Here is a 25500-nt window from a genome sequence, read left to right on the forward strand (position 1 = left end):
CGGGCCGGTGTCACATCCAAGGTAACAAACGATCCCCGCAAGACAATTCCCGTCCCGCGACTTCTTTCCCGGACCGGGCCCCCGCTCCGGGGAGCCCCTTCCGCCGACGCCCAACTTCTCGTATGGTGGAAGTCGTTTTCCGAAAGCAACTCCCCTCCGGTCGGACGGCGTGCGAACAAAACGTTCGCAATCCGGGGCGGCTACCACGTACCCGGTGGTAGGTGCGACGATCGGACGGCACAACACGCGACACGGTGAAAGCAGAGGAAGTCGGCCATGGCAACGGCGCCCAGCGTCTCCTACTCGATGACCATCAGGTTGGAGGTGCCCGCGAGCGGAACCGCCGTCTCGCAGCTCACCACCGCCGTGGAGTCCTCCGGCGGCTCGGTGACCGGCCTCGACGTCACGGCGTCCGGCCACGACAAGCTCCGCATCGACGTCACCATCGCGGCCGGCTCGACCTCCCACGCCGACGAGATCGTGGAGCAGCTGCGCGGCATCGAGGGCGTCATCCTCGGCAAGGTCTCCGACCGTACGTTCCTGATGCACCTCGGCGGCAAGATCGAGATGGCGTCGAAGCACCCCATCCGCAACCGTGACGACCTGTCCATGGTCTACACGCCCGGCGTGGCCCGCGTCTGCATGGCCATCGCCGAGAACCCCGAGGACGCCCGCCGCCTGACCATCAAGCGCAACTCCGTTGCGGTCGTGACGGACGGCTCCGCCGTGCTGGGCCTCGGCAACATCGGCCCGAAGGCCGCGCTGCCGGTCATGGAGGGCAAGGCGGCCCTGTTCAAGCGCTTCGCCGGCATCGACGCCTGGCCGATCTGCCTCGACACCCAGGACACCGACGCGATCGTCGAGATCGTCAAGGCCATCGCCCCGGGCTTCGCCGGCATCAACCTCGAGGACATCTCCGCGCCGCGCTGCTTCGAGATCGAGGCCCGGCTGCGCGAGGCCCTCGACATCCCCGTCTTCCACGACGACCAGCACGGCACCGCGATCGTCGTCCTCGCCGCCCTCACCAACGCGCTGCGCGTCGTCGGCAAGCCCGTGGAGAACGTGCGCGTCGTCATGTCCGGCGCCGGCGCGGCCGGCACGGCCATCCTCAAGCTGCTGCTCGCCGCGGGCGTCAAGAACGCCGTCGTCGCCGACATCCACGGCGTCGTCCACGCCGGCCGCGCCGACCTGGTCGACGCCGCCCCGGAGTCGGCCCTGCGCTGGATCGCCGACAACACCAACCCGGAGGGCCTGACCGGCACGCTGAAGGAAGCGGTGCACGGCGCCGACGTCTTCATCGGCGTCTCCGCCCCCAACGTCCTGGACGGCGACGACGTGGCCGCCATGGCCGACGGCGCGATCGTGTTCGCGCTCGCGAACCCCGACCCCGAGGTGGACCCGGCGGTCGCCCGCCGGACGGCGGCGGTCGTGGCCACCGGCCGCTCCGACTTCCCGAACCAGATCAACAACGTGCTGGTCTTCCCGGGCGTCTTCCGCGGCCTGCTGGACGCCCAGTCCCACACGGTCAACACCGAGATGATGCTGGCCGCCGCGCAGGCCCTCGCGGACGTGGTGACCGAGGACGAGCTGAACCCGAACTACATCGTCCCGAGCGTCTTCAACGACAAGGTCGCCGGCGCCGTCGCGGGCGCCGTGCGGGAGGCGGCGAAGGCCGCCGGCGTGGCGTCGTAGGCTCTCCGGGGGATCCCCGGACCGGGGCCCGGCGGCCCGTGCGGCGGCTGTGAGGATCGCCACGACGGGCCGCCGTACCGGCGCGTCGTGGAACGGGGCGCCTCGAAGCGCCCTCTAGGGTGGCGCCAGACCAGGGCCCCGGCCCCCTCCGCATGACTCCCAAGGGTGTTCTCACGACTCCTGGGGGTGCCGGATTGGCATTACCGCCGCAGGTGCAGGCAGGATGCCTGTCTGGGCGCGAGGGCCCGACGACGGACCCGGGTGAGGGAACCGTCCGAGGTCCCTGGCAGCATCGGCTTTCGCTGTGCCCGCATGCGGCTCCGCCGCGTGGCACGCCTCAACGGCAAGAAGAACACGGGAGTAACAACATGAACCGCAGTGAGCTGGTGGCCGCGCTGGCCGACCGCGCCGAGGTGACCCGCAAGGACGCCGACGCCGTGCTGGCCGCGTTCGCCGACGTCGTCGGCGACATCGTCTCCAAGGGCGACGAGAAGGTCACCATCCCCGGCTTCCTGACCTTCGAGCGCACGCACCGTGCCGCTCGCACCGCCCGCAACCCGCAGACCGGCGAGCCGATCCAGATCCCGGCCGGTTACAGCGTGAAGGTCTCCGCGGGCTCCAAGCTCAAGGAAGCGGCCAAGGGCAAGTAAGCGCGCCTGAGCGTCGCCGGGGCCCGGCCCCGCGCCCCTTCCGGGACGCGCTCAGCACAACGCCGATGGGGCGGTCACCCGAGTCCGGGTGACCGCCCCATCGGCGTTGTCGCCGCCGCCTAGCCGAGCGCCTTGCCCGGGAGTTCGACCTTCGCGCCGAGCTCCACGAGCTTCTCCATGAAGTTCTCGTAGCCCCGGTTGATCAGGTCGATGCCGTGGACGCGGGAGGTGCCCTGGGCCGCGAGGGCGGCGATCAGGTAGGAGAAGCCGCCGCGCAGGTCGGGGATGACCAGGTCGGCGCCCTCCAGCTTGGTCGGTCCCGAGACGACCGCCGAGTGGAGGAAGTTGCGCTGCCCGAAGCGGCAGTGCGAGCCGCCGAGGCACTCGCGGTAGAGCTGGATGTGGGCGCCCATCTGGTTGAGCGCGGAGGTGAAGCCGAGCCGGGACTCGTAGACCGTCTCGTGGACGATGGACAGGCCCGTGGCCTGCGTCAGCGCGACCACCAGGGGCTGCTGCCAGTCGGTCTGGAAGCCGGGGTGCACGTCCGTCTCCAGCGCGATGGACTTCAGCTGGCCGCCCGGGTGCCAGAAGCGGATGCCCTCGTCGTCGATCTCGAAGGCGCCGCCCACCTTCCGGAAGGTGTTCAGGAACGTCATCATCGACCGCTGCTGGGCGCCGCGGACGTAGATGTCCCCCTCGGTCGCCAGCGCCGCCGACGCCCAGGAGGCGGCCTCCAGGCGGTCGGAGAGGGCGCGGTGGGTGTAGCCGCCGAGCCGGTCCACACCGGTGATGCGGATCGTGCGGTCGGTGTCCATCGCGATGATCGCGCCCATTTTCTGCAGGACGCAGATCAGGTCCTCGATCTCCGGCTCCACCGCCGCGTTGGACAGCTCCGTGACGCCCTCGGCGAGCACGGCCGTCAGCAGCACCTGCTCGGTCGCGCCGACGGACGGGTACGGCAGCCGGATCTTGGTGCCGCGCAGCCGCTGCGGGGCCTCCAGGTACTGGCCGTCCGCCCGCTTCTCGATCTTCGCGCCGAACTGGCGCAGCACGTCGAAGTGGAAGTCGATGGGCCGGCCGCCGATGTCGCAGCCGCCCAGGCCGGGGATGAAGGCGTGCCCGAGGCGGTGCAGCAGCGGGCCGCAGAACAGGATCGGGATGCGCGACGAGCCCGCGTGGGCATCGATGTCGGAGACGTTCGCGCTCTCCACGTGGGTCGGGTCGAGCACCAGCTCGCCGGGCTCCTCGCCCGGGCGGACCGTGACCCCGTGCAGCTGCAGCAGTCCGCGTACGACTCGCACGTCGCGGATGTCCGGCACGTTGCGCAGCCGGCTCGGCGCGCTGCCCAGCAGGGCGGCGACCATGGCCTTCGGCACGAGGTTCTTCGCACCGCGGACCCGGATCTCGCCCTCCAGCGGGGTTCCGCCGTGGACAAGCAGTACGTCATCAGCGCCGTTGACGGTCATGAATCTCGCGTTCCGTTGGGTGGGGCAGGGGCCAGAAGGGAAAGGGTAGTCGCCCTCGACCCCCCTTCTGTAAGCCCGAGGAGGGTCCGGCGACGTCATGGATGTGTCACAACACGAAGGGTCCCGCGACGGGCACGTGCGGTCACCGCGCGGGGGCGTGCGGGGGCGTCCGTTCACTCACGTGCCCCCGATTGCCTCCCCATGGAGGGGGAACATGCGGGATCATGTCTGGCATGACCGAGGTGTCCTCGCTCACGGGGCGGCTGCTCGTGGCAACGCCCGCCCTGGCGGACCCGAACTTCGAGCGTGCGGTGGTGCTCCTCCTCGACCACGACGAGGAGGGCTCCCTCGGTGTCGTCCTCAACCGTCCCACGCCGGTCGACGTGGGCGACATCCTGGAGGGCTGGGCGGACCTCGCCGGTGAGCCCGGGGTGGTCTTCCAGGGCGGACCGGTGTCGCTGGACTCCGCCCTCGGCGTCGCCGTCGTCCCCGGCGGCGCGTCCGGGCAGACGGCTCCGCTGGGCTGGCGCAGGGTGCACGGCGCGATCGGCCTGGTCGACCTGGAGGCGCCGCCGGAGCTGCTGGCCCCCGCCCTGGGAGCCCTGCGCATCTTCGCCGGGTACGCCGGCTGGGGCCCCGGTCAGCTGGAGGACGAGCTGACGGAGGGCGCCTGGTACGTGGTGGAGTCCGAGCCGGGCGACGTCTCCTGTCCCTTCCCGGAGAGACTCTGGCGCGAGGTCCTGCGCCGCCAGCGCAGCGAACTGGCGATGGTGGCGACGTACCCGGACGACCCTTTGCTCAACTGAAGCGTGTGAGCTTCAGTACCCTGGCGTTTATGAGCACTCTCGAGCCCGAGCGCGGGACTGGTACGGGGACCCTCGTAGAGCCGACGCCACAGGTGTCCCACGGCGACGGCGACCACGAGCGCTTCGCCCATTACGTCCAGAAGGACAAGATCATGGCGAGCGCCCTCGACGGCACCCCCGTCGTGGCGCTGTGCGGCAAGGTCTGGGTACCGGGCCGTGATCCGAAGAAGTACCCCGTGTGTCCCATGTGCAAGGAGATCTACGAGTCCATGAGCGCCGGCGGCGATCAGGGCAAGGGCGGCGACAAGAAGTAACGGTCCCGTCCGACCGGTCCTCCCGAGGCCCCCGGAGCGCGCCCGCGCGCTCCGGGGGCCTTCGCGTGTCCGGGGGCCGTCGCGCGCCTTCGCGTGTCACGAAGTGGTCGAGACCTCTTGTGGACATGTTCACGTAGTCCATAACCTCCTGGGTGTTGTGCAGAGCGAAACCGTCATTGCATATGTTGCAACGCACGTCCGGAGGACCACTCCATGAAGCTCTCCCCCCGGCTGGCCCTGCTCCTGGCCGCCACCGCCGTCGTCACCGCGGCCTGCGCGCCGCAGACGTCCGACACCTCCTCCTCCGGCAAGGACGAGAAGAGCGGCACCCTGCGGGTCTGGCTCTTCCAGGAGGTCAACAACAAGCCCAAGGAACAGGTCGTCGACCAGGTCCTCGCCGGCTTCGAGAAGGCCCACGAGGACACGAAGGTCTCCGTCGAGTACATCCCCGTCGAGACCCGCGCCCAGCGCATCAAGGCCGCCTTCAACGACCCGAAGAGCGCCCCCGACGTCATCGAGTACGGCAACACCGACACCGCCGGCTACGTGAAGGACGGCGGACTCGCCGACGTCACCGCGGAGTTCGGCGACTGGGACGAGGCCAAGGACACCGACCCGACCGCCCGGCAGTCGGTCACCGTGGACGGCAAGGTCTACGGCGCCCCGTACTTCGTGGGCGTACGGGCCCTCTACTACCGCACCGACGTCTTCGAGGAACTCGACCTCGAACCCCCCGCGTCGCTGGACGAGCTGGCGTCCACCGCGAAGACGGTCCGCGCCGCGAAGCCCGGCCTGTACGGCATCGCGGTCGGCGGCGCCTACACCTACGGCGCGATGCCCTTCATCTGGGCCAACGGCGGCGAACTCGCCACCGGCAAGGGCGGTTCGTACGCCTCGGCGATCGACAGCGCCGCCGCCCGCAAGGGCATCGAGGCGTACACCTCCCTCTTCGGCGACGACAACTGCCCGGCCGCCAAGTGCGCCGGCATGGGCGGCAACGACACCGTCACCGCGTTCGCCTCCGGCAAGGCGGCCATGGCGATCGTCGGCGACTTCAGCCACCGGGCCGTGGAGGCCGGCGCGGTCAAGGGCAAGTACGCGGTCGTGCCGCTGCCCGGCGTGAAGCCCGGATCCATCGCCCCGGCCTTCGCGGGCGGCAACAACATCGGCGTCCTCAGGAGCACCTCGCACCGCTCCCTCGCCGTCGACCTGATGAAGCGGCTGGCGTCGAAGGAGGCGCAGGGCGAACTGTTCGACGCGATGGGCTTCCTGCCGACCTTCACGGACGTACGGCAGGGCGTCGCGGCGAAGGAGCCGTTCGTGAAGCCGTTCGTCGACACCCTCTCCGCGGGCACGAAGTTCGTGCCGGCCTCGGCCGCGTGGGCGACGATCGACTCGTCGCTGGTGTTGCCGACCATGTTCCAGGAGGTGGTCAGCGGCAAGAAGGACGTGGACGCCGCCGCCGGGGACGCGGCGAAGAAGATGGACGACGCGTTCGGATCCGCCGGATGACGGCCTCGCCCTCCGGCTCGGGGGGCGCGGTGCGAACGCGGCCGCGGGCCCCTCGTGGCCCGTCGCGCCCCCGCGGCGGTGGCCGCGGGCCCGACCCGGTCCCGCGCCCCCTCGGACGCGGGTCCGGCGCGCCCTGGCTGTATCTCGCGCCCGCTCTCGTCGTGCTCGGCGGGTTGCTCGTCTACCCCGTCTACCAGCTCGGGCTGATCTCCTTCCTGGAGTACACGCAGGCCCAGGTGTCCGGTGGGGAGCCGGCCACCTTCCAGGGGTTCGGGAACTACGCGGAGCTCTTCGGGGACGACGAGTTCTGGCGGGTGCTGCTCGCCACCGTCGTGTTCGCGGCGGCCTGCGTGGTGTCGACGCTGGCCGTCGGGTGCGCGCTCGCCGTGCTGCTCACCCGGGTGCGGGCGCTGCCCCGGCTCGCGCTCATGCTGGCCGGGCTCGGTGCCTGGGCGACCCCGGCGGTCACCGGGTCGACGGTGTGGCTGCTGCTGTTCGACCCGGACTTCGGCCCGGTCAACCGGGTGCTGGGCCTCGGCGACCACTCCTGGACGTACGGGCGCTACAGCGCCTTCCTGCTCGTCCTGCTCGAAGTGGTCTGGTGCTCCTTCCCGTTCGTCATGGTCACCGTCTACGCCGGTATCCGCGCCGTCCCCGCCGAGGTGCTGGAGGCCGCCGCGCTCGACGGTGCCTCGCAGTGGCGGATCTGGCGTTCGGTGCTGGCGCCGATGCTCCGCCCGATCCTCGTGGTCGTGACCATCCAGTCGGTCATCTGGGACTTCAAGGTCTTCACCCAGATCTACGTCATGACGAACGGCGGCGGCATCGCCGGCCAGAACCTCGTCCTCAACGTCTACGCCTACCAGAAGGCGTTCGCGTCCTCGCAGTACAGCCTCGGCTCGGCGATCGGCGTCGTGATGCTGCTGATCCTGCTCGCCGTGACGCTGGTCCACCTGTGGCTGCTGCGCCGCCAGGGGGAGGAGCTGTGAATCTTCCGCGCGCGCGGGTGCGCCGTCCGTGGCGGCTGGCCGCCGAGGCGTCGGCGCTGCTGACCGCGGTCGTGGTGGCCTTCCCGCTGTACTGGATGGTGCTGAGCGCGTTCAGGCCGGCCGGGGAGATCGAGTCGAGCGAGCCCCGGCCGTGGACGCTGACGCCCTCGCTGGATTCCTTCCGGCGGGTCTTCGGGCAGCAGGAATTCGGCCGTTACTTTCTCAACAGTCTGCTCGTGGCGGGTTCCGTCGTGATCGCCTCGGCGCTGATCGCATTTCTCGCCGCGACCGCCGTGACGCGTTTCCGGTTCCGTTTCCGGACCACTCTGCTGATCATGTTCCTGGTGGCCCAGATGGTGCCCGTGGAAGCGCTCACGATCCCGCTGTTCTTCCTCATGCGCGACTTCAGTCAGCTGAACACCCTGGGATCGCTGATCCTGCCCCACGTCGCCTTCTCGCTGCCGTTCGCGATCTGGATGCTGCGGGGCTTCGTGAAAGCCGTGCCCGAGGCCCTGGAGGAGGCCGCGTACATCGACGGCGCGAGCCGGGCGCGCTTTCTGTGGCAGATCCTTTTCCCGCTGGTCTTTCCGGGACTGGTGGCGACCAGCGTCTTCTCCTTCATTTCGACCTGGAACGACTTCCTGTTCGCCAAGTCGTTCATCATCAGCGACACGTCCCAGTCGACGCTGCCGATGGCGCTGCTGGTCTTCTACAAGCCGGACGACCCCGACTGGGGCGGGGTCATGGCGGCCTCCACCGTGATGACGATCCCGGTGCTGGTCTTCTTCGTACTCGTGCAACGACGACTCGTCTCCGGCCTCGGCGGAGCGGTGAAGGACTGACATGACCGAACTGATTCCGGCGCCGCGCGCCGTCGAGGGCTCCCCGGACCGCGGTGTCCTGCTCGACCGGGACACCACCCTGTGGGCCGCCCCCGGCACGCAGACCACGGAACGCTGGCTGCGCGCCACGCTCGGCGCCGCCCTCGCGCTGCCGCTGCGGCCGGGCCCGCGGGACACCGCCGGCGTGCGGCTGCTGCTGGACGACGCCCTGGAGCCGGAGGCGTACCGGCTGAGCGTGGTCACCGACCGGTGCGTCGAGATCCGCGGCGGCGGCCCCGCGGGCGTCTTCTGGGGCGCCCAGACCCTGCGGCAGCTGCTCGGACCCGAGGCGTTCCGACGGGCGCCCGTGAGGCCGCAGTCCGCTCTCGCCGTCCCGCACCGGATCGTCGAGGACGCACCCCGCTTCCGCTGGCGCGGCCTGATGCTGGACGTCGCCCGGCACTTCACGCCCAAGGAAGGCGTCCTGCGGTACCTGGACCTGATGGCCGCCCACAAACTCAACGTCCTGCACCTGCACCTGACGGACGATCAGGGCTGGCGGATCGAGATCGAGCGGTATCCGAAACTCACCGAGACCGGTTCCTGGCGGGCACGCACCAAATACGGGCACCGGGCGTCGCCGCTGTGGGAGGACAAGCCGCACGGCGGCTTCTACACCCAGGACGACGCCCGGGAGATCGTCGCCTACGCCGCCGAGCGGCACATCACCGTCGTCCCCGAGATCGACGTGCCCGGGCACTCGCAGGCCGCCATCGCCGCGTATCCGGAGCTCGGCAACACCGACGTCGTCGACACCGCCTCGCTCACCGTCTGGGACACCTGGGGCGTCTGCGAGAACGTCCTCGCGCCCACGGAGGGGACCCTGCGCTTCTACGAGGGCGTGTTCGAGGAACTCCTCGGGCTCTTCCCCTCGGAGTTCGTCCACGTCGGCGGTGACGAATGCCCCAAGGGGCAGTGGCAGCGGTCACCGGCCGCGCAGGCGCGCATCAAGGAGCTCGGGCTCGCCGGCGAGGACGAGCTCCAGGCCTGGTTCGTCCGGCACTTCGACCGGTGGCTGAGCGCGCGCGGGCGCAGGCTCATCGGCTGGGACGAGATCCTCGAGGGCGGGCTGGCCGAGGGCGCGGCCGTGTCGTCCTGGCGCGGGTACGCCGGCGGGATCGCCGCCGCGCGCGCGGGGCACGACGTGGTCATGTGCCCCGAGCAGCACGTGTACCTGGACCACCGGCAGGACGCGGGCGAGGACGAGCCCGTACCGATCGGTTTCGTGCGCACCCTGGAGGACGTCTACCGGTTCGAGCCGGTTCCGCCGGAGCTGACGCCCGAGGAGAGGGCGCACGTGCTCGGCACCCAGGCGAACGTGTGGACCGAGGTGATGGAGACCCAGGCCCGCGTGGACTACCAGGTCTTCCCGAGGCTCGCCGCCTTCGCCGAGGTCGCCTGGAGCGACCTGCCCGCCCCGGACGAACGGGACTTCGGCGACTTCGAGCGGCGGATGGCCGCCCACTACCGGCGGCTCGACGCCCTGGGCGTCGCCTACCGGCCGCCGGCCGGCCCCCTGCCCTGGCAGCGACGGCCCGGCGTGCTCGGCCGGCCGATCGACGGACCGCCGCCGAACGCGTAAGCAAAAGCCCCGAAGCGCCACTGAAGAGTGGTAACCCGCTCGCACCGTCGGTCAACGGGAATCCTGGAAGGAAACGGACCATCTCGCCGACGAGGTGGGCGAATGCCTCCTAGCGGACCCCCGCGTCCGGGCCCTGCGAAGATGTGCCAGAGTTGCCACGTCCGCCCTGTCAGGCCGTACCGTACGGCAACACGGGCGGGACCAGGTGGGACAGCGGGAAGGGGCAGTCGGTTTGACCACGCACGCACCGCAGGCGGCGCAGGCCGTCACGCTGCCCACGACCCTGGACGAGGCCGTGGCGGCGCTCGCGGCCACGCCCGCCGCCGTGCCGGTCGCGGGCGGCACCGACCTGATGACCGCCGTCAACTCCGGGCAGCTCAGGCCCGCCGCGCTGGTCGGCCTCGGCCGCATCAGCGAGATCCGCGGCTGGCAGTACCAGGACGGCCACGCCCTGCTGGGCGCCGGGCTCACGCACGCCCGCATGGGCCGCCCCGACTTCGCGGCGCTCATCCCGGCGCTCGCCGCCGCGGCGCGCGCCGCCGGTCCGCCGCAGATCCGCAACGCGGGCACCCTGGGCGGCAACATCGCCTCCGCCGCCCCCACCGGGGACGCGCTGCCCGTGCTGGCCGCGCTGGAGGCGACGCTGATCATCGCGGGCCCGGGCGGGGCCCGCCGGGAGGTGCCGGTCTCGCACCTGCTGGCCGGCATGGAGATGCTCCGCGCGGGCGAGCTCATCGGCTACGTGCGCGTGCCGCTGCTGCACGCGCCGCAGGTCTTCCTCAAGGCGACCGGCCGGACCGGGCCGGGCCGGGCGACGGCGTCCGTGTCCCTGGTCCTCGACCCCGCCCGGCGCGGCGTGCGCTGTGCGGTCGGTGCCATCGCGCCGATGCCGCTGCGGCCCCTGGAGGCCGAGCAGTGGGTGGCCTCGCTCATCGACTGGGACAACGGCCGCGCGATCGTCCCGGAGGCGCTGAGCGCCTTCGGCGAGTACGTCGCCGCCGCCTGCGTCCCCGACGCGGCACCGGCCGAGGACGGCTCCGTGCCGCAGCTGCCGCCCGCCGTACTGCACCTGCGGCGCACCGTCGCCGCGCTGGCCCGACGAGCACTGGGGAGGGCGCTGTCGTGACCGACGACCGGCACGGAGAGGGCACGCCCCAGGGCGGCGGCCGCTGGGACCCGCTGCCCCAGGGCGACTACGACGACGGCGCGACCGCCTTCGTGAAGCTCCCCGAGGGCGGCGTCGACGCGCTGCTGGCCTCGTCCGACAGCCCGCTCGCCGCGCCCGGGCACGGCTATGTGCCGCCGCAGATCACGGTCGCGCCCGCCACCACCGCCGGGACCGACCCGGCGGCCACCGGCAGCTGGACGATGCCGTCCGCACCCGTCGACGGCACGCAGTGGCACGTCCCGGACGCCGGGGAGCGGCACGACGCCCACGGGCACGCCGGGGAGCAGCACACCGGGCACCAGGAGCACACCGGGCACCAGGAGTACACCGGGTACGCGCAGCAGGACCCCTACGGCCAGGCCGCGGGGTACGACGTGGACGCCGGGCACGGCGACCGGTTCACGTACCCGGGCGCCACCGGCCGGTGGGACTTCTCCGACACCGCCGCGGAGGGCGCGGCACCGGCCGCCGAGCCGGGGCGCGAGGCGTCCGGCCAGGACGTCACCGGACAGTGGTCCATCCCCGTCGCCGAAGGCGACCTCCCGGACGAGTCGGGCGAGTTCACCGCGTCGTCGCTCGCCGAGCAGTGGGGCGGCACCGCGCCGGCGACCCTCCCCGGCGGCGCTCCGGCGCCCTGGGCGGCCCAGCCGTGGGCGCAGGGGCCGGCCGGGCCGGTCCCCTCCGGCGACGACCGGGACGCCGGGACCGCACCGGCCCCCGCCGCGTCCGCCGGACCCGCGTCCACGCCCGCCCCGGCGGCCGGCGCGTACCCGGAGGCGCCGGCACGGGACGAGACGGCGGCAGGGGACGAGACGGCGGCAGGGGACGAGACGGCGGCAGGGGACGAGACGGCGGCCCGGGACGAGACGGCGGCCCGGGACGAGACGGCGGCCCGCGAAGCGGCGGCCGACGAGGCGCCGGACGACGCGACGGCGTCCGACGGGGCGCCCTCCGGCGGGACGGGCCCCGACGGGGGACCGGCCGGTGAGGCGGCGACCCGTGAGGCCCCGGAGACCGAAGAGGCCGAGGAGGCCCCTGAAGGCCCCGCCGAGCCCTCCGCGGCGCCCACCGGGGACGAGGGTCCGGAACCCGCACCAAAGGCTCCCGAGGAGGCGCCCGCGTCCCCGGGCCCGGCGGCCGCGCACGAGGCGGAGGACGAGCCGCGCCCGGAGCCCCCGGCGGACACCGCCGTCCCCGCCGAGCCGGTCCCCGCCGGCCCGCACGACGAGCACCCCCTCGCCTCCTACGTGCTCCGCGTCAACGGCGCCGACCGCCCCGTCACCGACGCGTGGATCGGCGAGTCCCTGCTCTATGTGCTGCGCGAACGCCTCGGCCTCGCGGGCGCCAAGGACGGCTGCTCGCAGGGCGAGTGCGGGGCCTGCAACGTCCAGGTCGACGGACGGCTGGTCGCCTCCTGCCTGGTCCCGGCCGTCACCGCCGCCGGCAGCGAGGTGCGCACGGTGGAGGGCCTGGCCGTCGACGGGCAGCCGTCGGACGTGCAGCGGGCCCTCGCCCGGTGCGGCGCGGTGCAGTGCGGCTTCTGCGTGCCCGGCATGGCGATGACCGTGCACAACCTCCTGGAGGGCAACCCGGCGCCCACCGAGCTGGAGGCCCGGCAGGCCCTGTGCGGCAACCTGTGCCGCTGTTCCGGCTACCGGGGCGTCCTGGAGGCGGTCAGGGAGGTCGTCGCCGAGCGCGAGGCCCACTCCGCCGCCGCCGCCGACGCCGCTGTCGCCACCGCCGACGCCGCTGTCGCCGAGACGGACGCCGACGAGCCCCGCATCCCGCACCAGGCGGGCCCGGGCGCCGGCGGCGTCAACGCGGCGGCGTTCGAGTCCCCGGCACCGCCCGGGACGCCGGACGCGCCCGCCCCGCACGAACAGCCCTACGAAGACCGGCCGTACGGCGAGCACCCCTACGGCGACCAGCTCCACGGGGACCAGCCCTACGGGGACCAGCCCTACGGGGACCAGCCCTACGGGGACCAGCTCCACGGGGACCAGCTCCACGGGGACCAGCCCCACGGCGACCAGCCCCACGGCCAGGACGGAGGCCACGCGTGAGCAACGAAGCCGCCATCGCCGAGGCCGCGGGAACGGCCGAGGCCGCTCCCGCCCCCGAGCCGGCCCCGCACGGCCTCGGCGTCTCCCTGCCGCCCGCCGACGCCCGCGCCAAGACCGAGGGAACCTTCCCGTACGCCGCCGACCTGTGGGCCGAGGGCCTGCTGTGGGCCGCCGTCCTGCGTTCACCGCACCCGCACGCGCGCATCGTGTCCATCGACACCAGCCACGCGCGCGAGATGCCCGGCGTGCGCGCGGTCGTCACCCACGAGGACGTGCCCGGCGCCCCGCTGCACGGCCGCGGCCGGGCCGACCGCCCCGTGTTCGCCTCCGAGGTCGTACGCCACCACGGCGAGCCCATCGCCGCCGTCGCCGCGGACCACCCGGACACCGCCCGGATGGCCGCCGCCGCCGTCATCGTCGAGTACGAGGTGCTCGACCCGGTCACCGACCCCGAGCAGGCCTTCGAGGCCGAGCCGCTGCACCCCGACGGCAACCTGATCCGGCACATCCCGCTGCGGCACGGCGACCCGGAGGCGGTCGGCGAGGTCGTCGTCGAGGGCCTGTACCGCATCGGCCGCCAGGACCCGGCCCCCATCGGCGCCGAGGCCGGCCTCGCGGTGCCGCGCCCCGACGGCGGCGTGGAGCTGTACCTGGCCTCCACCGACCCGCACGGCGACCGCGACACGGCCGCCGCGTGCTTCGGCCTCGAACCCGAACGGGTGAAGATCGTGGTCACCGGTGTGCCCGGCGCCACCGCCGACCGCGAGGACCAGGGCTTCCAGCTGCCGCTCGGCCTGCTGGCGCTGAGGACCGGCTGCCCGGTGAAGCTGACCGCCACGCGCGAGGAGTCCTTCCTCGGCCACGCCCACCGCCACCCCACCCTCCTGCGCTACCGCCACCACGCGGACGCCGAGGGCCGGGTGGTCAAGGTCGAGGCGCAGATCCTGCTCGACGCGGGCGCGTACGCCGACACCTCCTCCGACGCCCTGGCCGCCGCCGTCGCGTTCGCCTGCGGCCCGTACGTCGTCCCGAACGCCTTCATCGAGGGCTGGGCGGTGCGCACCAACAACCCGCCCTCCGGCCACGTGCGCGGCGAGGGCGCCATGCAGGTGTGCGCCGCGTACGAGGCGCAGATGGACAAGATCGCCAAGAAGTTGGGCCTGGACCCGGCCGAGGTGCGGCTGCGCAACGTCCTGGGCACCGGCGACGTGCTGCCCACCGGCCAGACGGTCACCTGCCCCGCGCCCGTCGCCGAACTCCTCCGGGCCGTCCGCGACTTCCCCCTCCCCGCCCTGCCCAAGGACACGCCCGAGGACGAGTGGCTGCTGCCCGGCGGACCCGAGGGCGCGGGCGAACCGGGCGCGGTGCGCCGGGGCGTCGGCTACGGCATCGGCATGGTGCACATGCTGGGCGCCGAGGGCGCCGACGAGGTCTCCACGGCCACCGTGAAGGTCCAGGACGGGGCGGCGACGGTGCTGTGCGCCGCCGTCGAGACCGGCCAGGGCTTCACCACGCTGGCCCGGCAGATCGTGCAGGAGACCCTCGGCGTCGACGAGGTGCACGTGGCGCCCGTCGACACCGACCAGCCCCCGGCCGGCGCGGGCTGCCGGGGCCGCCACACCTGGGTGTCGGGCGGCGCGGTGGAACGGGCGGCCAAGATGGTCCGCACCCAGCTCCTGCAGCCCCTGGCGCACCAGTTCGGGATGTCGACCGAACTGCTCCAGATCGCCGACGGCAAGATCACCTCGTACGACGGGGTGCTGTCGACCACCGTCGCCGAGGCGCTGGACGGCAAGGAACTGTGGGCCACCGCCCAGTGCCGCCCGCACCCGACCGAGCCGCTGGACGAGGCGGGCCAGGGCGACGCCTTCGTCGGCATGTCCTTCTGCGCGATCCGCGCGGTGGTGGACGTCGACGTCGAGATCGGGTCGGTCCGCGTCGTGGAGCTGGCCGTCGCGCAGGACGTGGGCCGGGTGCTGAACCCGGCCCAGCTCGCCGCCCGGATCGAGGCGGGCGTCACGCAGGGCGTCGGCATCGCGCTGACGGAGAACCTGCGCGCTCCGCGCGGCCTGGTCCGCCACCCCGACCTGACCGGCTACGCCCTGCCGACGGCCCTCGACGCCCCGGACATCCGGATCGTGAAGCTCGTCGAGGAACGGGACGTGGTCGCGCCCTTCGGGGCGAAGGCGGTCAGCGCGGTGCCGGTGGTGGCCTCCCCGGCGGCCGTCGCCTCCGCCGTGCGCGCGGCCACGGGCCGCCCGGTCAACCGGCTTCCGATCCGGCCGCAGGCCGCCGTCGTCACCGGCTGAGCGGACGCCGGGAACGCCCGGAACGGCAGAAGGGCGGCTCCCCCTCGGGGGTGCCGCCCTTCGTTCTGCCTCGTCAGGCAGTGGAGGCCGTGACGGGATTCGAACCCGTGTAACTCGCTTTGCAGGCGAGCCCCTGGGCCACTCGGGCACACGGCCGTGTTCCGGACTCCGTCGCGGTGTCCGTGCCGAACTCGGTGACTCGACCGTACGGCCGGGCGGGAGGGGGGCTCAAGGGATCCCGGAGGGCCGCAACGCGACTGCCACACGCCGTTCACGAACGGGACGCGGCCCGACGACCGGCGTACGACCAAGGTCCCGGTCCCGTACCGCCTCCCGACAGGGGTCAAAGTGTGCTGCGGACCTTACTCTGACCCCCATGACCGTCCCTGACCCGCGCGACACCGATGTCGCGGATCCCGCCGGACCCGCTCCGGCCACCGAGTTCGCCGTCCCCGCCGACACCGTGCTGAGCCGCGCCCACCGGGCACTGAGCATCGGCATCGTCTCCGTCGTCGTGCTGATCGCCTTCGAGGCGACGGCGGTCGGCACGGCGATGCCGGTCGCGGCCCGCGAGCTGGACGGGGTGTCGCTCTACGCCTTCGCGTTCTCCGGGTACTTCACGACCAGCCTGTTCGGCATGGTGCTCTCCGGGCAGTGGTCCGACCGGCGGGGCCCGCTGGGGCCGCTGACCGGCGGGATCGCCGCCTTCGCGGCCGGGCTGCTGCTGTCCGGGACGGCCGGGGCGATGTGGCTGTTCATCCTCGGGCGGGCCGTGCAGGGGTTCGGCGGCGGGCTGGTGATCGTCGCGCTGTACGTCGTCGTCGGACGGGCCTACCCGGAGCGGCTGCGGCCCGCGATCATGGCGGCGTTCGCGGCGGGCTGGGTCGTGCCGTCGGTCGTCGGACCGCTGGCCTCCGGCGCCGTCACCGAGCACCTCGGCTGGCGGTGGGTGTTCGTCGGCATCCCGGTGCTGGTGGTCTTCCCGCTGGCGCTCGCGCTGCCGCAGATACGCAGCCGGGCGGCGGGCCCGGTGGGCCCGGTGGGCGCGGCGGAGACGCCGGCGTCCTTCGACGGCCGCCGGATCCGCCTCGCCCTCGGCATCTCGCTGGGCGCGGGTCTGCTCCAGTACGCCGCCCAGGACCTGCGCTGGCTCTCGCTGCTGCCCGGCGCGGCCGGCGCGGCGCTGCTCGTCCCGGCCGTCCTCGGCCTGCTCCCGCGCGGCACCTACCGGGCGGCGCGCGGTCTGCCCTCCGTCGTCCTGCTGCGCGGCGTCGCCGCCGGGTCCTTCATCGCCGCCGAGTCCTTCGTGCCGCTGATGCTGGTCACCCAGCGCGGGCTCAGCCCGACGCTGGCCGGGCTCTCGCTGGCTGCGGGCGGCGCGACCTGGGCGGCGGGCTCCTGGCTCCAGTCCAGGCCGCGCACGGAGCCGTACCGGGACCGGCTGATGACGGTGGGCATGGTGCTGGTCGCGGCGGCCATCGCCACCGCCCCGAGCGTGCTGGTCGACGCCGTGCCCGTCTGGACGGTCGCCGTCGCCTGGGGCTTCGGCTGCCTCGGCATGGGCCTGGTGATCTCCTCCACCAGCGTGCTGCTGCTCCAGCTCTCCGCCCCCGAGGAGGCCGGCACCAACTCCGCCGCCCTCCAGATCTCCGACGGCCTGTCCAACGTGGTCCTGCTGGCCGCGGGCGGCGCCGCCTTCGCGGCCCTCGGCGGCGGCACGGTGACCCACACGGCGACCGAGGCCACCGCCTCCCACCCGGCCGCGTTCGCCGCGGTGTTCCTGCCGATGGCGGGGGTGGCGCTGGTGGGGGCGTGGGTGACGACGCGGCTGCGGGAGCGGTGAACCGCGAACGGCCGGGGCTCGCGGGGCGGACGCGTCGGCTGTGACGTCCGTCCCACCCGGGGGTGACCCGACCCGGCGGGCGCGTCGATCGCGTCGGGCCGCCGGTAGGGTGGCCCGGTTGTCATACGTGGCCGAGCCGTTCTACCCCCTTCGGAGACCGTGACTACCACCGCCAGCTCCAGCACCTCGCACCACCTCTCCCCGGCCTTCCCCGGCCGTGCCCCGTGGGGCACCGCCAGCAAGCTGCGGGCCTGGCAGCAGGGGGCGATGGAGAAGTACCTCCAGGAGCAGCCCCGGGACTTCCTGGCGGTTGCCACCCCCGGCGCCGGAAAGACGACGTTCGCGTTGACGCTGGCGTCCTGGCTGCTGCACCACCACGTCGTACAGCAGGTGACCGTGGTCGCGCCCACCGAGCACCTGAAGAAGCAGTGGGCCGAGGCCGCGGCGCGGATAGGCATCAAGCTGGACCCCGAGTACAGCGCGGGTCCCCTCAGCCGCGAGTACCAGGGCATCGCCGTCACCTACGCCGGCGTCGGCGTCCGGCCCATGCTGCACCGCAACCGCGTCGAGCAGCGCAAGACCCTCGTGATCCTCGACGAGATCCACCACGCCGGCGACTCCAAGTCCTGGGGCGAGGCCTGCCTGGAGGCCTTCGAGCCGGCCACGCGGCGCCTGGCGCTGACCGGTACGCCGTTCCGGTCCGACACCAACCCGATCCCCTTCGTCACGTACGAGGAGGGCAACGACGGCATCCGCCGCTCCGCCGCCGACTACACCTACGGCTACGGCTCCGCACTCGCCGACGGCGTCGTGCGTCCCGTCATCTTCATGAGCTACAGCGGCAACATGCGCTGGCGCACCAAGGCGGGCGACGAGATCGCCGCCCGGCTCGGCGAGCCCATGACCAAGGACGCCGTCAGCCAGGCCTGGCGCACCGCGCTGGACCCGCGCGGCGAGTGGATGCCCGCCGTGCTGCGCGCCGCCGACCAGCGGCTCACCGAGGTCCGCAAGGCCATCCCGGACGCCGGCGCCCTCGTCATCGCCGCCGACCAGGACTCCGCCCGCGCCTACGCCAAGCTGATCCGCGAGATCACCGGCGACAAGGCCACCCTCGTGCTCTCCGACGACACCGGCGCCTCGAAGAACATCGACGCGTTCAGCCAGAGCACCGACCGGTGGATGGTCGCCGTCCGCATGGTGTCCGAGGGCGTCGACGTGCCGCGCCTGGCGGTCGGGGTCTACGCCACGACGATCTCGACGCCGCTGTTCTTCGCGCAGGCCGTCGGCCGCTTCGTGCGGTCCCGGCGGCGTGGCGAGACCGCCTCCGTCTTCCTGCCGACCGTGCCCGACCTGCTCACCTTCGCCAACGAGATGGAGCGCGAGCGCGACCACGTCCTCGACAAGCCCAAGAAGGAGGGCGAGGAGGACCCCTACGCCGAGTCCGAGAAGGAGATGGACGAGGCGAACCGGGAGCAGGACGAGGACACCGGCGAGCAGGACATGCTGCCCTTCGAGGCGCTGGAGTCCGACGCCGTCTTCGACCGGGTCATGTACAACGGCGCCGAGTTCGGCATGCAGGCCCACCCGGGGAGCGAGGAGGAGCAGGACTACCTCGGCATCCCCGGGCTGCTGGAGCCCGACCAGGTGCAGCTGCTGCTCCAGAAGCGGCAGGCCCGGCAGATCGCGCACAGCCGCAGGAAGCCCGACGACGAGGCCGACCTGCTCGAACTGCCCGCCGAACGCCGCCCGGTCCTCTCGCACAAGGAGATGATGGAGCTGCGCAAGCAGCTCAACACCATGGTCGGCGCCTACGTCCACCAGAGCGGCAAGCCGCACGGCGTGATCCACACCGAACTGCGCCGCGTGTGCGGCGGCCCGCCCAGCGCCGAGGCCACCGCCGGGCAACTGCGCCAGCGCATCGCCAAGGTGCAGGAGTGGGCGACGCGCATGAAGTGACACGGTGGGGTGAGGGGACCACGGCGTGTGTTGTACGTATGAGGACAAACACGGTCGGTTCTCACTGATTACTGCCCGGATTCTGGACGGAGCCTTCCGCTGAGCGGACCGGCTCGCTACTGTCCCGCTACGCACACGCCCCGTGGCAGCGCCGCCGCGGAGCGCAGCCGTGAAGCGACTGGGCCCGGGCACAAGGCCGGGCCGTCAGCCGATCGGCGGCCTCTGAAGCGCGTGACCGACGGGACTCGGTGACGCATCCGCCGCGAGGGGGCCGCCGACCTCACCACTAAGGAGTGGGCGTCGTGACCGCGGAGACCTCTCAGACGCTCGACAGGGGACTGCGTGTCCTCAAACTGCTGGCCGATACGGACCACGGGCTGACCGTCACCGAGTTGTCCCACAAACTGGGCGTCAACCGGACCGTCGTGTACCGGTTGCTCGCCACGCTGGAGCAGCACGCGCTCGTACGCCGTGACCTGGGCGGACGTGCCCGGGTCGGGCTGGGGGTGCTGGGGCTGGGCCGCCAGGTGCACCCGCTGGTGCGCGAGGCGGCGATGCCGGCGCTGCGGTCGCTGGCCGAGGACATCGGGGCGACCGCCCATCTGACGCTGGTGGACGGCGCGGAGGCGCTCGCCGTGGCCGTCGTCGAGCCGACCTGGACGGACTACCACGTGGCCTACCGGGCCGGGTTCCGGCACCCGCTGGAGCGGGGGGCCGCGGGGAAGGCGATCCTGTCGGCCCGGCAGCAGGTCGCCGTGGCGGAGCCGGGACCCGGCTACACGCTGACGCACGGGGAGCTGGAGGCGGGGGCGTGCGGGGCCGCGGCGCCGTTGCTCGGGGTGACGGGGGTTGAGGGCAGCGTGGGGGTCGTGATGCTGTCCGACGTGGTGCCGGAGCGGGTGGGGACGCGGGTGATGGAGGCGGCGCGGGAGGTGGCGGAGGCGCTGCGGTAAGAGCGGGGCGGCCGGTGACCCGGCGTCGGTGCGGGCGCGGGGGCGGGTCGTGTGGCCCGGCGTTCCCCGGGGCCCGGCGAGAGGGCCGGCCGGGGTGGGTCGCGTCGCCCGGCGTCGCGGGGCGCCGCTGCGCCCACCCGTGCCGCCCCAGCGGCACGACTGCCCGCAGCTGCGGGGGCGTGGTGCGGCGGCCCGTGCGGCTGCCCGCGGCCGTGCTGCCGCAGGCGCACGTTAGATTGGCCCCGTGCTCTCTCGTCTCACGCGGCCCAAGGCTGTCGCCGTCTGCGCCCTGCCCGTCGTGGCGCTGTTCGCCACCGCGGTGTTCGCCCCCCTGCCGTTCTCCGTCGCGCAGCCGGGGTCGACGGCCGACGTGCTCAAGGAGTACCAGGGCAACGAGGTGATCAGGATCTCGGGCGCGCCGACCCGGGACACCGAGGGCCAGTTGCGGATGACGACGATCGTGGCGACCGGCCCCGACGCCGAGGTCTCGCTCGGTGACGTGCTGGGCAACTGGTTCGACACCGAGCGGGCGGTCATGCCCCTGGACGCCGTCTACCCCGAGGGCGACGACGTCGAGGAGATCGAGAAGTACAACCTGGACCAGATGCGGGAGTCCCAGGACACGGCGACGACGGCCGCGCTGGACTACCTGGATCTCGACCCGTCCGACGTGGACGTCCGGCTCGACCTGGGTGACATCGGCGGCCCCAGCGCCGGCCTGCTGCTCTCCCTGGGCATCATCGACAAGCTGGCCGGCGACGGCCACGGAGGCGATCTGACCGGCGGCCGGACCATCGCCGGCACCGGCACGATCAGCGCCGGCGGCAAGGTCGGCGCCGTCGGCGGCGTGCCGCTGAAGACGCAGGCCGCCCGGCGGGACGGGGCCACCGTCTTCCTGGTGCCGGAGGCGGAGTGCTCGGACGCGCAGGCCGAGCTCCCCGAGGGGCTGCGGCTGGTGCCGGTCACCTCCCTGAAGGGCGCGGTCGACGCGCTCCGGGCCCTGGACACGGGCAAGGGCGAGGTCCCCTCCTGCTGAGCGGTGCTCAGCCCTCCTTCACGAAGCCCTTCTCCTCCATCCAGTCCAGCGCCACCTGGTGCGGGTCCTGCCCGTCGACGTCGACCTTCGCGTTCAGGGTCCGCGCGACGTCGTTGGTCAGCGCCTCGGTGACGGGGGCGAGGACGGAGGCGATCGCCGGCCACTTCTTCAGGGTGTCGGTCCTGACCATGGGCGCCGCGTTGTAGTTCGGGAAGAACTTCCTGTCGTCCGCCATCACCACCAGGTTCATCGACTTGATCCGCCCGTCGGTGGTGAAGACCTCGCCGTAGGTGCAGGCGCCCTTCGCCGTCTGGGTGTAGATGATGCCGGTGTCCATCTGGGTGATGTTCCGCTGCGGGATGCTCATCCCGTAGGCCTTCTCCAGGCCCGGCAGGCCGTCCGCGCGGTTGGCGAACTCGCCCTCCACGCACAGCGTCACGGCGGCGGGGTCCTTCTCGGACAGCTCGGCCACCTGCGACAGCGTCCTGGTGCGGTACGTGCGGTAGTTGGCCTGGTTCATCGCCAGCGCGTAGGTGTTGTTCATCGGCGCCGGCGGCAGCCACGTCAGCCCCTTCTCCGCGTCCGCCTCCCGCACCGCCTCCCACTGCCGCCGCGGATCGGGGATCGGCCTGCTGTTGCCGAGGTAGGTGATCCAGGCGGTGCCCGTGTACTCGTAGGTGGCGTCCGCGTCGCCGTTCTCCACCGCCGCGCGGGTGCCGACGGAGCCCTGGATGCCGGTGCGGTCGAGCACCTCGGCCCCGGCCGCCTCGAAGGCGATGCCCATGATCGCGCCGAGGATCAGCTGCTCGGTGAACTCCTTGGAGACGACGGTGAGGTCGGCGCCCTCCAGGGGCCGGCCGCGCCCGATCGTGCCGGGCTCCACGTCGTCCACCATGGGGGAGCCGCTGGTCAGACCGCAGCCGGCGGCCGCCACCAGGACCGCCGCGGCCAGCAGACACGTACGCCGCCTCATGTGCCCGCCTCCAGGCCGCGGGGACGCAGCAGCAGTTCGGCGAGCGAGGCCAGCCAGTCCACCAGCAGGGCCAGCGCGACGGTGAGGATCGAGCCCAGCACCAGCACGGGCATGCGCTGGCTGGTGATGCCGGTGGTGATCAGGACGCCCAGGCCGCCGCCGCCCCCGAACACGGCCAGCGTCGCCGTGCCGACGTTCAGCACGAGGGCGGTGCGCACCCCGGCCAGGATCAGCGGGACGGCCAGCGGCAGTTCCACCCGGGTGAGCACGCCCGTGGGGGACATGCCGATCCCGCGGGCCGCCTCCAGCAGCGTCGGGTCGTTGGCCTTCAGGCCCGCGATGGTGTTGGAGAGCACCGGCAGGATGGCGTAGGCGATGATGCCGATCAGCGCGGAACGGCGGCCGATGCCGAGCCAGATCACCAGGAGCGCCAGCAGACCCAGGGCCGGTGTCGCCTGGCCCATGTTGGCGAACGCCATCGCCACCGGGGTGGCCTTCCGGAACGTCCCGCGGGTCAGGAGGATCCCCAGCGGGATGGCGATGACCAGCACGAAGAAGGTGGAGATCGCGGTCAGCTGGACGTGCTGCCACAGCGCCTTGGTGACCGCGCCGCGGGCCAGGGCGTTCTCGCTGAGCGCGTCCAGGGACGCCTGACGGAACCACAGCCAGGTCGCCAGCAGCACCACCACGACCACCGCGGGCAGGACGGTCAGCTTCTGCCAGGTGATCCGCGGGGCGGTCCGGGCGGGCGCCGCCGGGCGCGGCCCCTGCTCCGTGCCGTCGTCGTCCGGGACGGTGGGCGCCCCGCCGCTCCCGTGCCCGTCCTCGTCCGGCCGGCCCGTCGGTGACCTCACGCCTTCGCCGCCCCTCCGTACCCCTCCTGCTCGGAGTGCGTCCGGTCGGCCCGGGCCTCCTCCAGGTCGTGCCGGTGCTCCAGCGCGTCCAGCCGGTCGGCCTCCAGCAGCTCCTGCACCGAGTTCATCAGCGTCTCCATGTCGACGACGCCCGTGTACTCGCCACGCCGCCCGGTGACCGCGACCCGCCCGGTGTTGTCGGTCAGCACCGCCTCCAGGGCGTCCCGCAGCGTCGCGTCCCGGGTCACCGTGTCGGTGACCAGCGTCCCGGCCCGCGCGAGCGAGCCCTCGGCCCGCATCAGGTCGCCGCGCCGCAGCCACTTGTACGGGCGGCCGCGCCGGTCCAGCAGCAGCACCTCGTTGGTGCCGCCGGTCCCCAGCCGGTCGAAGATGTGCTGGAGCGGGTCCTCCACGGACACCGTCGGACAGTCGGTGATCTCCACGTCCCGCACCCGGGTCAGGTTCAGCCGCTTCAGCGCGGCCCCCGCGCCCACGAAACCGGAGACGAAGTCGTCGGCCGGGTTGGTGAGGATCGCCTCCGGGGTGTCGAACTGGGCGATGTGGGACTGCTCGCGCAGCACCGCGATCCGGTCGCCCAGTTTGATCGCCTCGTCGAAGTCGTGGGTGACGAAGACGATGGTCTTGTGCAGCTCGCGCTGGAGCCGGATCAGCTCGTCCTGGAGGTGGTCCCGGGTGATCGGGTCGACCGCGCCGAACGGCTCGTCCATCAGCAGCACCGGCGGGTCCGCCGCCAGCGCCCGGGCCACGCCGACCCGCTGCTGCTGGCCGCCGGAGAGCCGGCGGGGATAGCGGTCGTGGAACTCCCCGGGGTCCAGCCCGACCAGGTCGAGCATCTCCTCCACCCGGGACCGGATCCGCGCCTTCGGCCAGCCGGCCATCCGGGGCACGAGCGCGATGTTCTGGGCGACGGTCATGTGCGGGAAGAGGCCGGAGGACTGGATCGCGTAACCGACCTTCCGGCGCAGCTTCACCGGGTCGATGTCGGTGACGTCCTCGCCGCCGATGCGGATGCGTCCGCCGCTCGGCTCGATCAGCCGGTTGATCATCTTCAGGGTGGTGGACTTCCCGCACCCCGAGGGGCCCACGAAGATGACCGTCTCGCCCGCCTTGATCTCCATGGAGACGTCGTCCACGGCCGGCAGCGCGCTGCCGGGATAGCGCTTGGTCAGGTTCTCCAGCTCGATGGTCGCCCCGGTGGCGCCCGCGGCGCCGGCGGAGGCGGTCCCGGACGTCTCAGGCACGGATCCCCCGGGAGATGGTCAGCCGGCCCAGCAGGACGTAGGCGGCGTCGAACAACAGGGCCAGGACGACGATGCCGAGCGTGCCGGCGAGTACCTGGTTGAGCGCGTTCTTGCTGCCCAGCGACGCGATCCCGCGGAAGATCTCGTTGCCGAGGCCGGGCCCGGAGGCGTACGCGGCGATCGCGGCGATGCCCATCAGCATCTGCGTCGAGACCCGGATGCCGGTGAGGATCGGCGGCCAGGCCAGCGGCAGCTCCACCTTCAGCAGCCGCGCCGTCCGCGACATCCCGATGCCCCTGGCCGCGTCCACCAGCGCCGGGTCCACGCCGCGCAGCCCGACGATCGCGTTGCGCACGACGGGCAGCAGCCCGTACAGGGTCAGCGCGGTCACCGTCGGCGGCACGCCCAGCCCGACGACCGGGATGAGCAGGCCGATCATGGCCAGTGACGGAATGGTCAGGATGGTGGAGGTGGTGAGCGTCGCCAGGTCGCCCGCCCATGCGCTGCGGTAGGTGGCCACGCCGATCAGCACCCCGAGGACGGTCGCGGCGACCATGCACTGGAAGACGGCGCTGGCGTGCTGGTAGGCGTCCGTGAGCAGTTGCTGGTGGCGGCTGACGAGGAACTCCCAGAAGTTCACGTCCGCTCACCTCCGGATTCGGGCAGTCTCACGCACGTCGTCGGCCGTGGTCCTCCGCCGCCTGTTCCACCAGCGGGATGATCCGCAGCGGAACCGGGTTCTCCATCACGATCGCCGTGGCGGCCCGGACGATGCCATCAAAACCGACGACGCGGTCGATCACCCGCTGGAGATCGGCGTTCGAGCGGGCCACCAGCCGGCACAGCATGTCCCCGGTGCCGGTCGTGGTGTGCAGCTCCAGCACCTCCGGCACGGACGCCAAGTGCGCCCGGACGTCGGGCCCTTGGCCCTGCCGGATCTCCAGCGTCGCGAACGCCGTCACCGGGTAGCCGAGCGCCGCCGGGTCCACGTCCGGACCGAATCCGCGGATGACTCCGTTCGACTGAAGCCGGTCCAGCCGCGCCTGCACCGTGCCGCGTGCCACCCCCAGGCGCCGGGACATCTCCAGCACCCCGATCCGGGGCTCCCGCGCCAGCAGTCCGATGATCCGCCCGTCGAGACGATCGATCCCCATCTCCCCGCCCTCCCGGCTGGTCATCCTGTACAGATCG

General features: G+C 72.8%; 21 protein-coding genes and 1 tRNA gene. 15 read left to right on the forward strand and 7 right to left on the reverse strand.

The genetic code is table 11. The annotated features are described in order from the left end of the window. The first annotated feature begins 276 nt into the window (after window positions 1-276). Window positions 277-1692: an NAD-dependent malic enzyme gene (locus tag ACZ4V6_RS00305; RefSeq protein WP_467821516.1), complete on the forward strand. Its 1416-nt coding sequence runs from the start codon at window positions 277-279 to the stop codon at window positions 1690-1692. A gap of 368 nt (window positions 1693-2060) precedes the next feature. Then, window positions 2061-2342: an HU family DNA-binding protein gene (locus tag ACZ4V6_RS00310; protein WP_003990598.1), complete on the forward strand. Its 282-nt coding sequence runs from the start codon at window positions 2061-2063 to the stop codon at window positions 2340-2342. A 119-nt stretch (window positions 2343-2461) separates the two neighbouring features. Here ACZ4V6_RS00310 and murA read toward each other — a convergent pair whose 3' ends face one another. Continuing rightward, complete coding sequence (murA, locus tag ACZ4V6_RS00315) at window positions 2462-3808, reverse strand: UDP-N-acetylglucosamine 1-carboxyvinyltransferase (protein ID WP_467821517.1); 1347 nt, start codon at window positions 3806-3808, stop codon at window positions 2462-2464. A 233-nt stretch (window positions 3809-4041) separates the two neighbouring features. Between murA and ACZ4V6_RS00320 the strand changes: the two genes are divergently transcribed. The 9 genes from ACZ4V6_RS00320 (at window position 4042) to ACZ4V6_RS00360 (ending at window position 15432) form a co-directional block, all read left to right on the forward strand. Then, window positions 4042-4614 carry a YqgE/AlgH family protein gene (locus ACZ4V6_RS00320; protein WP_467821518.1) on the forward strand — a complete coding sequence of 191 codons (573 nt, stop codon included), beginning with the start codon at window positions 4042-4044 and terminating at the stop codon, window positions 4612-4614. Window positions 4615-4643: 29 nt separating this feature from the next. Continuing rightward, window positions 4644-4928 carry a DUF3039 domain-containing protein gene (locus ACZ4V6_RS00325; protein ID WP_171991040.1) on the forward strand — a complete coding sequence of 95 codons (285 nt, stop codon included), beginning with the start codon at window positions 4644-4646 and terminating at the stop codon, window positions 4926-4928. A gap of 213 nt (window positions 4929-5141) precedes the next feature. Beyond that, window positions 5142-6440 (forward strand): extracellular solute-binding protein, encoded by a 1299-nt coding sequence (locus ACZ4V6_RS00330; protein WP_467821519.1) that lies wholly within the window; start codon window positions 5142-5144, stop codon window positions 6438-6440. Beyond that, complete coding sequence (locus ACZ4V6_RS00335; RefSeq protein ID WP_467821520.1) at window positions 6437-7429, forward strand: carbohydrate ABC transporter permease; 993 nt, start codon at window positions 6437-6439, stop codon at window positions 7427-7429. The genes ACZ4V6_RS00330 and ACZ4V6_RS00335 overlap by 4 nt, the downstream gene beginning before the upstream one ends. Then, window positions 7426-8271 carry a carbohydrate ABC transporter permease gene (locus tag ACZ4V6_RS00340; RefSeq protein ID WP_467821521.1) on the forward strand — a complete coding sequence of 282 codons (846 nt, stop codon included), beginning with the start codon at window positions 7426-7428 and terminating at the stop codon, window positions 8269-8271. The genes ACZ4V6_RS00335 and ACZ4V6_RS00340 overlap by 4 nt, the downstream gene beginning before the upstream one ends. A gap of 1 nt (window position 8272) precedes the next feature. Beyond that, window positions 8273-9892 (forward strand): beta-N-acetylhexosaminidase, encoded by a 1620-nt coding sequence (locus ACZ4V6_RS00345; RefSeq protein ID WP_467821522.1) that lies wholly within the window; start codon window positions 8273-8275, stop codon window positions 9890-9892. A 232-nt stretch (window positions 9893-10124) separates the two neighbouring features. Then, a complete protein-coding gene (locus ACZ4V6_RS00350) occupies window positions 10125-11018 on the forward strand; it encodes an FAD binding domain-containing protein (protein WP_467821523.1) in 894 nt (297 codons plus the stop codon). Further along, window positions 11015-13123: a (2Fe-2S)-binding protein gene (locus tag ACZ4V6_RS00355; protein ID WP_467821524.1), complete on the forward strand. Its 2109-nt coding sequence runs from the start codon at window positions 11015-11017 to the stop codon at window positions 13121-13123. Before ACZ4V6_RS00350 ends, ACZ4V6_RS00355 begins: the two co-directional genes overlap by 4 nt. Beyond that, the gene (locus ACZ4V6_RS00360) at window positions 13120-15432 is read left to right on the forward strand and encodes a xanthine dehydrogenase family protein molybdopterin-binding subunit (RefSeq protein ID WP_467821525.1); all 2313 of its coding nucleotides are present in this window, start codon (window positions 13120-13122) and stop codon (window positions 15430-15432) included. The genes ACZ4V6_RS00355 and ACZ4V6_RS00360 overlap by 4 nt, the downstream gene beginning before the upstream one ends. 81 nt (window positions 15433-15513) lie before the next feature. On the opposite strand, the gene ACZ4V6_RS00365 is transcribed toward ACZ4V6_RS00360, so the two are convergent. Next, a tRNA-Cys gene (locus ACZ4V6_RS00365) sits at window positions 15514-15588 on the reverse strand. A 220-nt stretch (window positions 15589-15808) separates the two neighbouring features. Between ACZ4V6_RS00365 and ACZ4V6_RS00370 the strand changes: the two genes are divergently transcribed. From ACZ4V6_RS00370 to ACZ4V6_RS00385, 4 genes are all read left to right on the forward strand, one after another. Beyond that, window positions 15809-17275 carry an MFS transporter gene (locus tag ACZ4V6_RS00370; protein WP_467821526.1) on the forward strand — a complete coding sequence of 489 codons (1467 nt, stop codon included), beginning with the start codon at window positions 15809-15811 and terminating at the stop codon, window positions 17273-17275. Window positions 17276-17434: 159 nt separating this feature from the next. Next, window positions 17435-19231, forward strand: a complete 1797-nt coding sequence (locus tag ACZ4V6_RS00375) for a DEAD/DEAH box helicase (RefSeq protein WP_467821527.1) — start codon at window positions 17435-17437, stop codon at window positions 19229-19231. 302 nt (window positions 19232-19533) lie between these two features. After that, the gene (locus ACZ4V6_RS00380; RefSeq protein WP_385461467.1) at window positions 19534-20184 is read left to right on the forward strand and encodes an IclR family transcriptional regulator; all 651 of its coding nucleotides are present in this window, start codon (window positions 19534-19536) and stop codon (window positions 20182-20184) included. Between the two features lie 244 nt (window positions 20185-20428). Then, entirely contained in the window at window positions 20429-21220 is a 792-nt protein-coding gene (locus tag ACZ4V6_RS00385; RefSeq protein ID WP_467821528.1) for a S16 family serine protease, read from the forward strand. A 7-nt stretch (window positions 21221-21227) separates the two neighbouring features. On the opposite strand, the gene ACZ4V6_RS00390 is transcribed toward ACZ4V6_RS00385, so the two are convergent. Genes ACZ4V6_RS00390 through ACZ4V6_RS00410 form a run of 5 tightly spaced genes read right to left on the reverse strand, consistent with a single transcriptional unit; the run spans window position 21228 to window position 25463 of the window. Beyond that, on the reverse strand, window positions 21228-22193 hold the full coding sequence (locus tag ACZ4V6_RS00390; RefSeq protein WP_467821529.1) for a glycine betaine ABC transporter substrate-binding protein: 966 nt from the start codon (window positions 22191-22193) through the stop codon (window positions 21228-21230). After that, window positions 22190-23047 carry an ABC transporter permease gene (locus ACZ4V6_RS00395; protein ID WP_467821530.1) on the reverse strand — a complete coding sequence of 286 codons (858 nt, stop codon included), beginning with the start codon at window positions 23045-23047 and terminating at the stop codon, window positions 22190-22192. The genes ACZ4V6_RS00390 and ACZ4V6_RS00395 overlap by 4 nt, the downstream gene beginning before the upstream one ends. Then, window positions 23044-24309, reverse strand: coding sequence for a betaine/proline/choline family ABC transporter ATP-binding protein (locus ACZ4V6_RS00400; RefSeq protein ID WP_467821531.1), 1266 nt, complete (start codon window positions 24307-24309; stop codon window positions 23044-23046). The genes ACZ4V6_RS00395 and ACZ4V6_RS00400 overlap by 4 nt, the downstream gene beginning before the upstream one ends. Further along, window positions 24302-24949, reverse strand: coding sequence for an ABC transporter permease (locus ACZ4V6_RS00405; protein ID WP_467821532.1), 648 nt, complete (start codon window positions 24947-24949; stop codon window positions 24302-24304). Before ACZ4V6_RS00405 ends, ACZ4V6_RS00400 begins: the two co-directional genes overlap by 8 nt. Before the next feature lie 28 nt (window positions 24950-24977). Then, window positions 24978-25463 carry an Lrp/AsnC family transcriptional regulator gene (locus ACZ4V6_RS00410; protein WP_467821533.1) on the reverse strand — a complete coding sequence of 162 codons (486 nt, stop codon included), beginning with the start codon at window positions 25461-25463 and terminating at the stop codon, window positions 24978-24980. Window positions 25464-25500: the final 37 nt, after the last annotated feature.

It is taken from the genome of Streptomyces sp. NPDC029152, assembly GCF_055564355.1.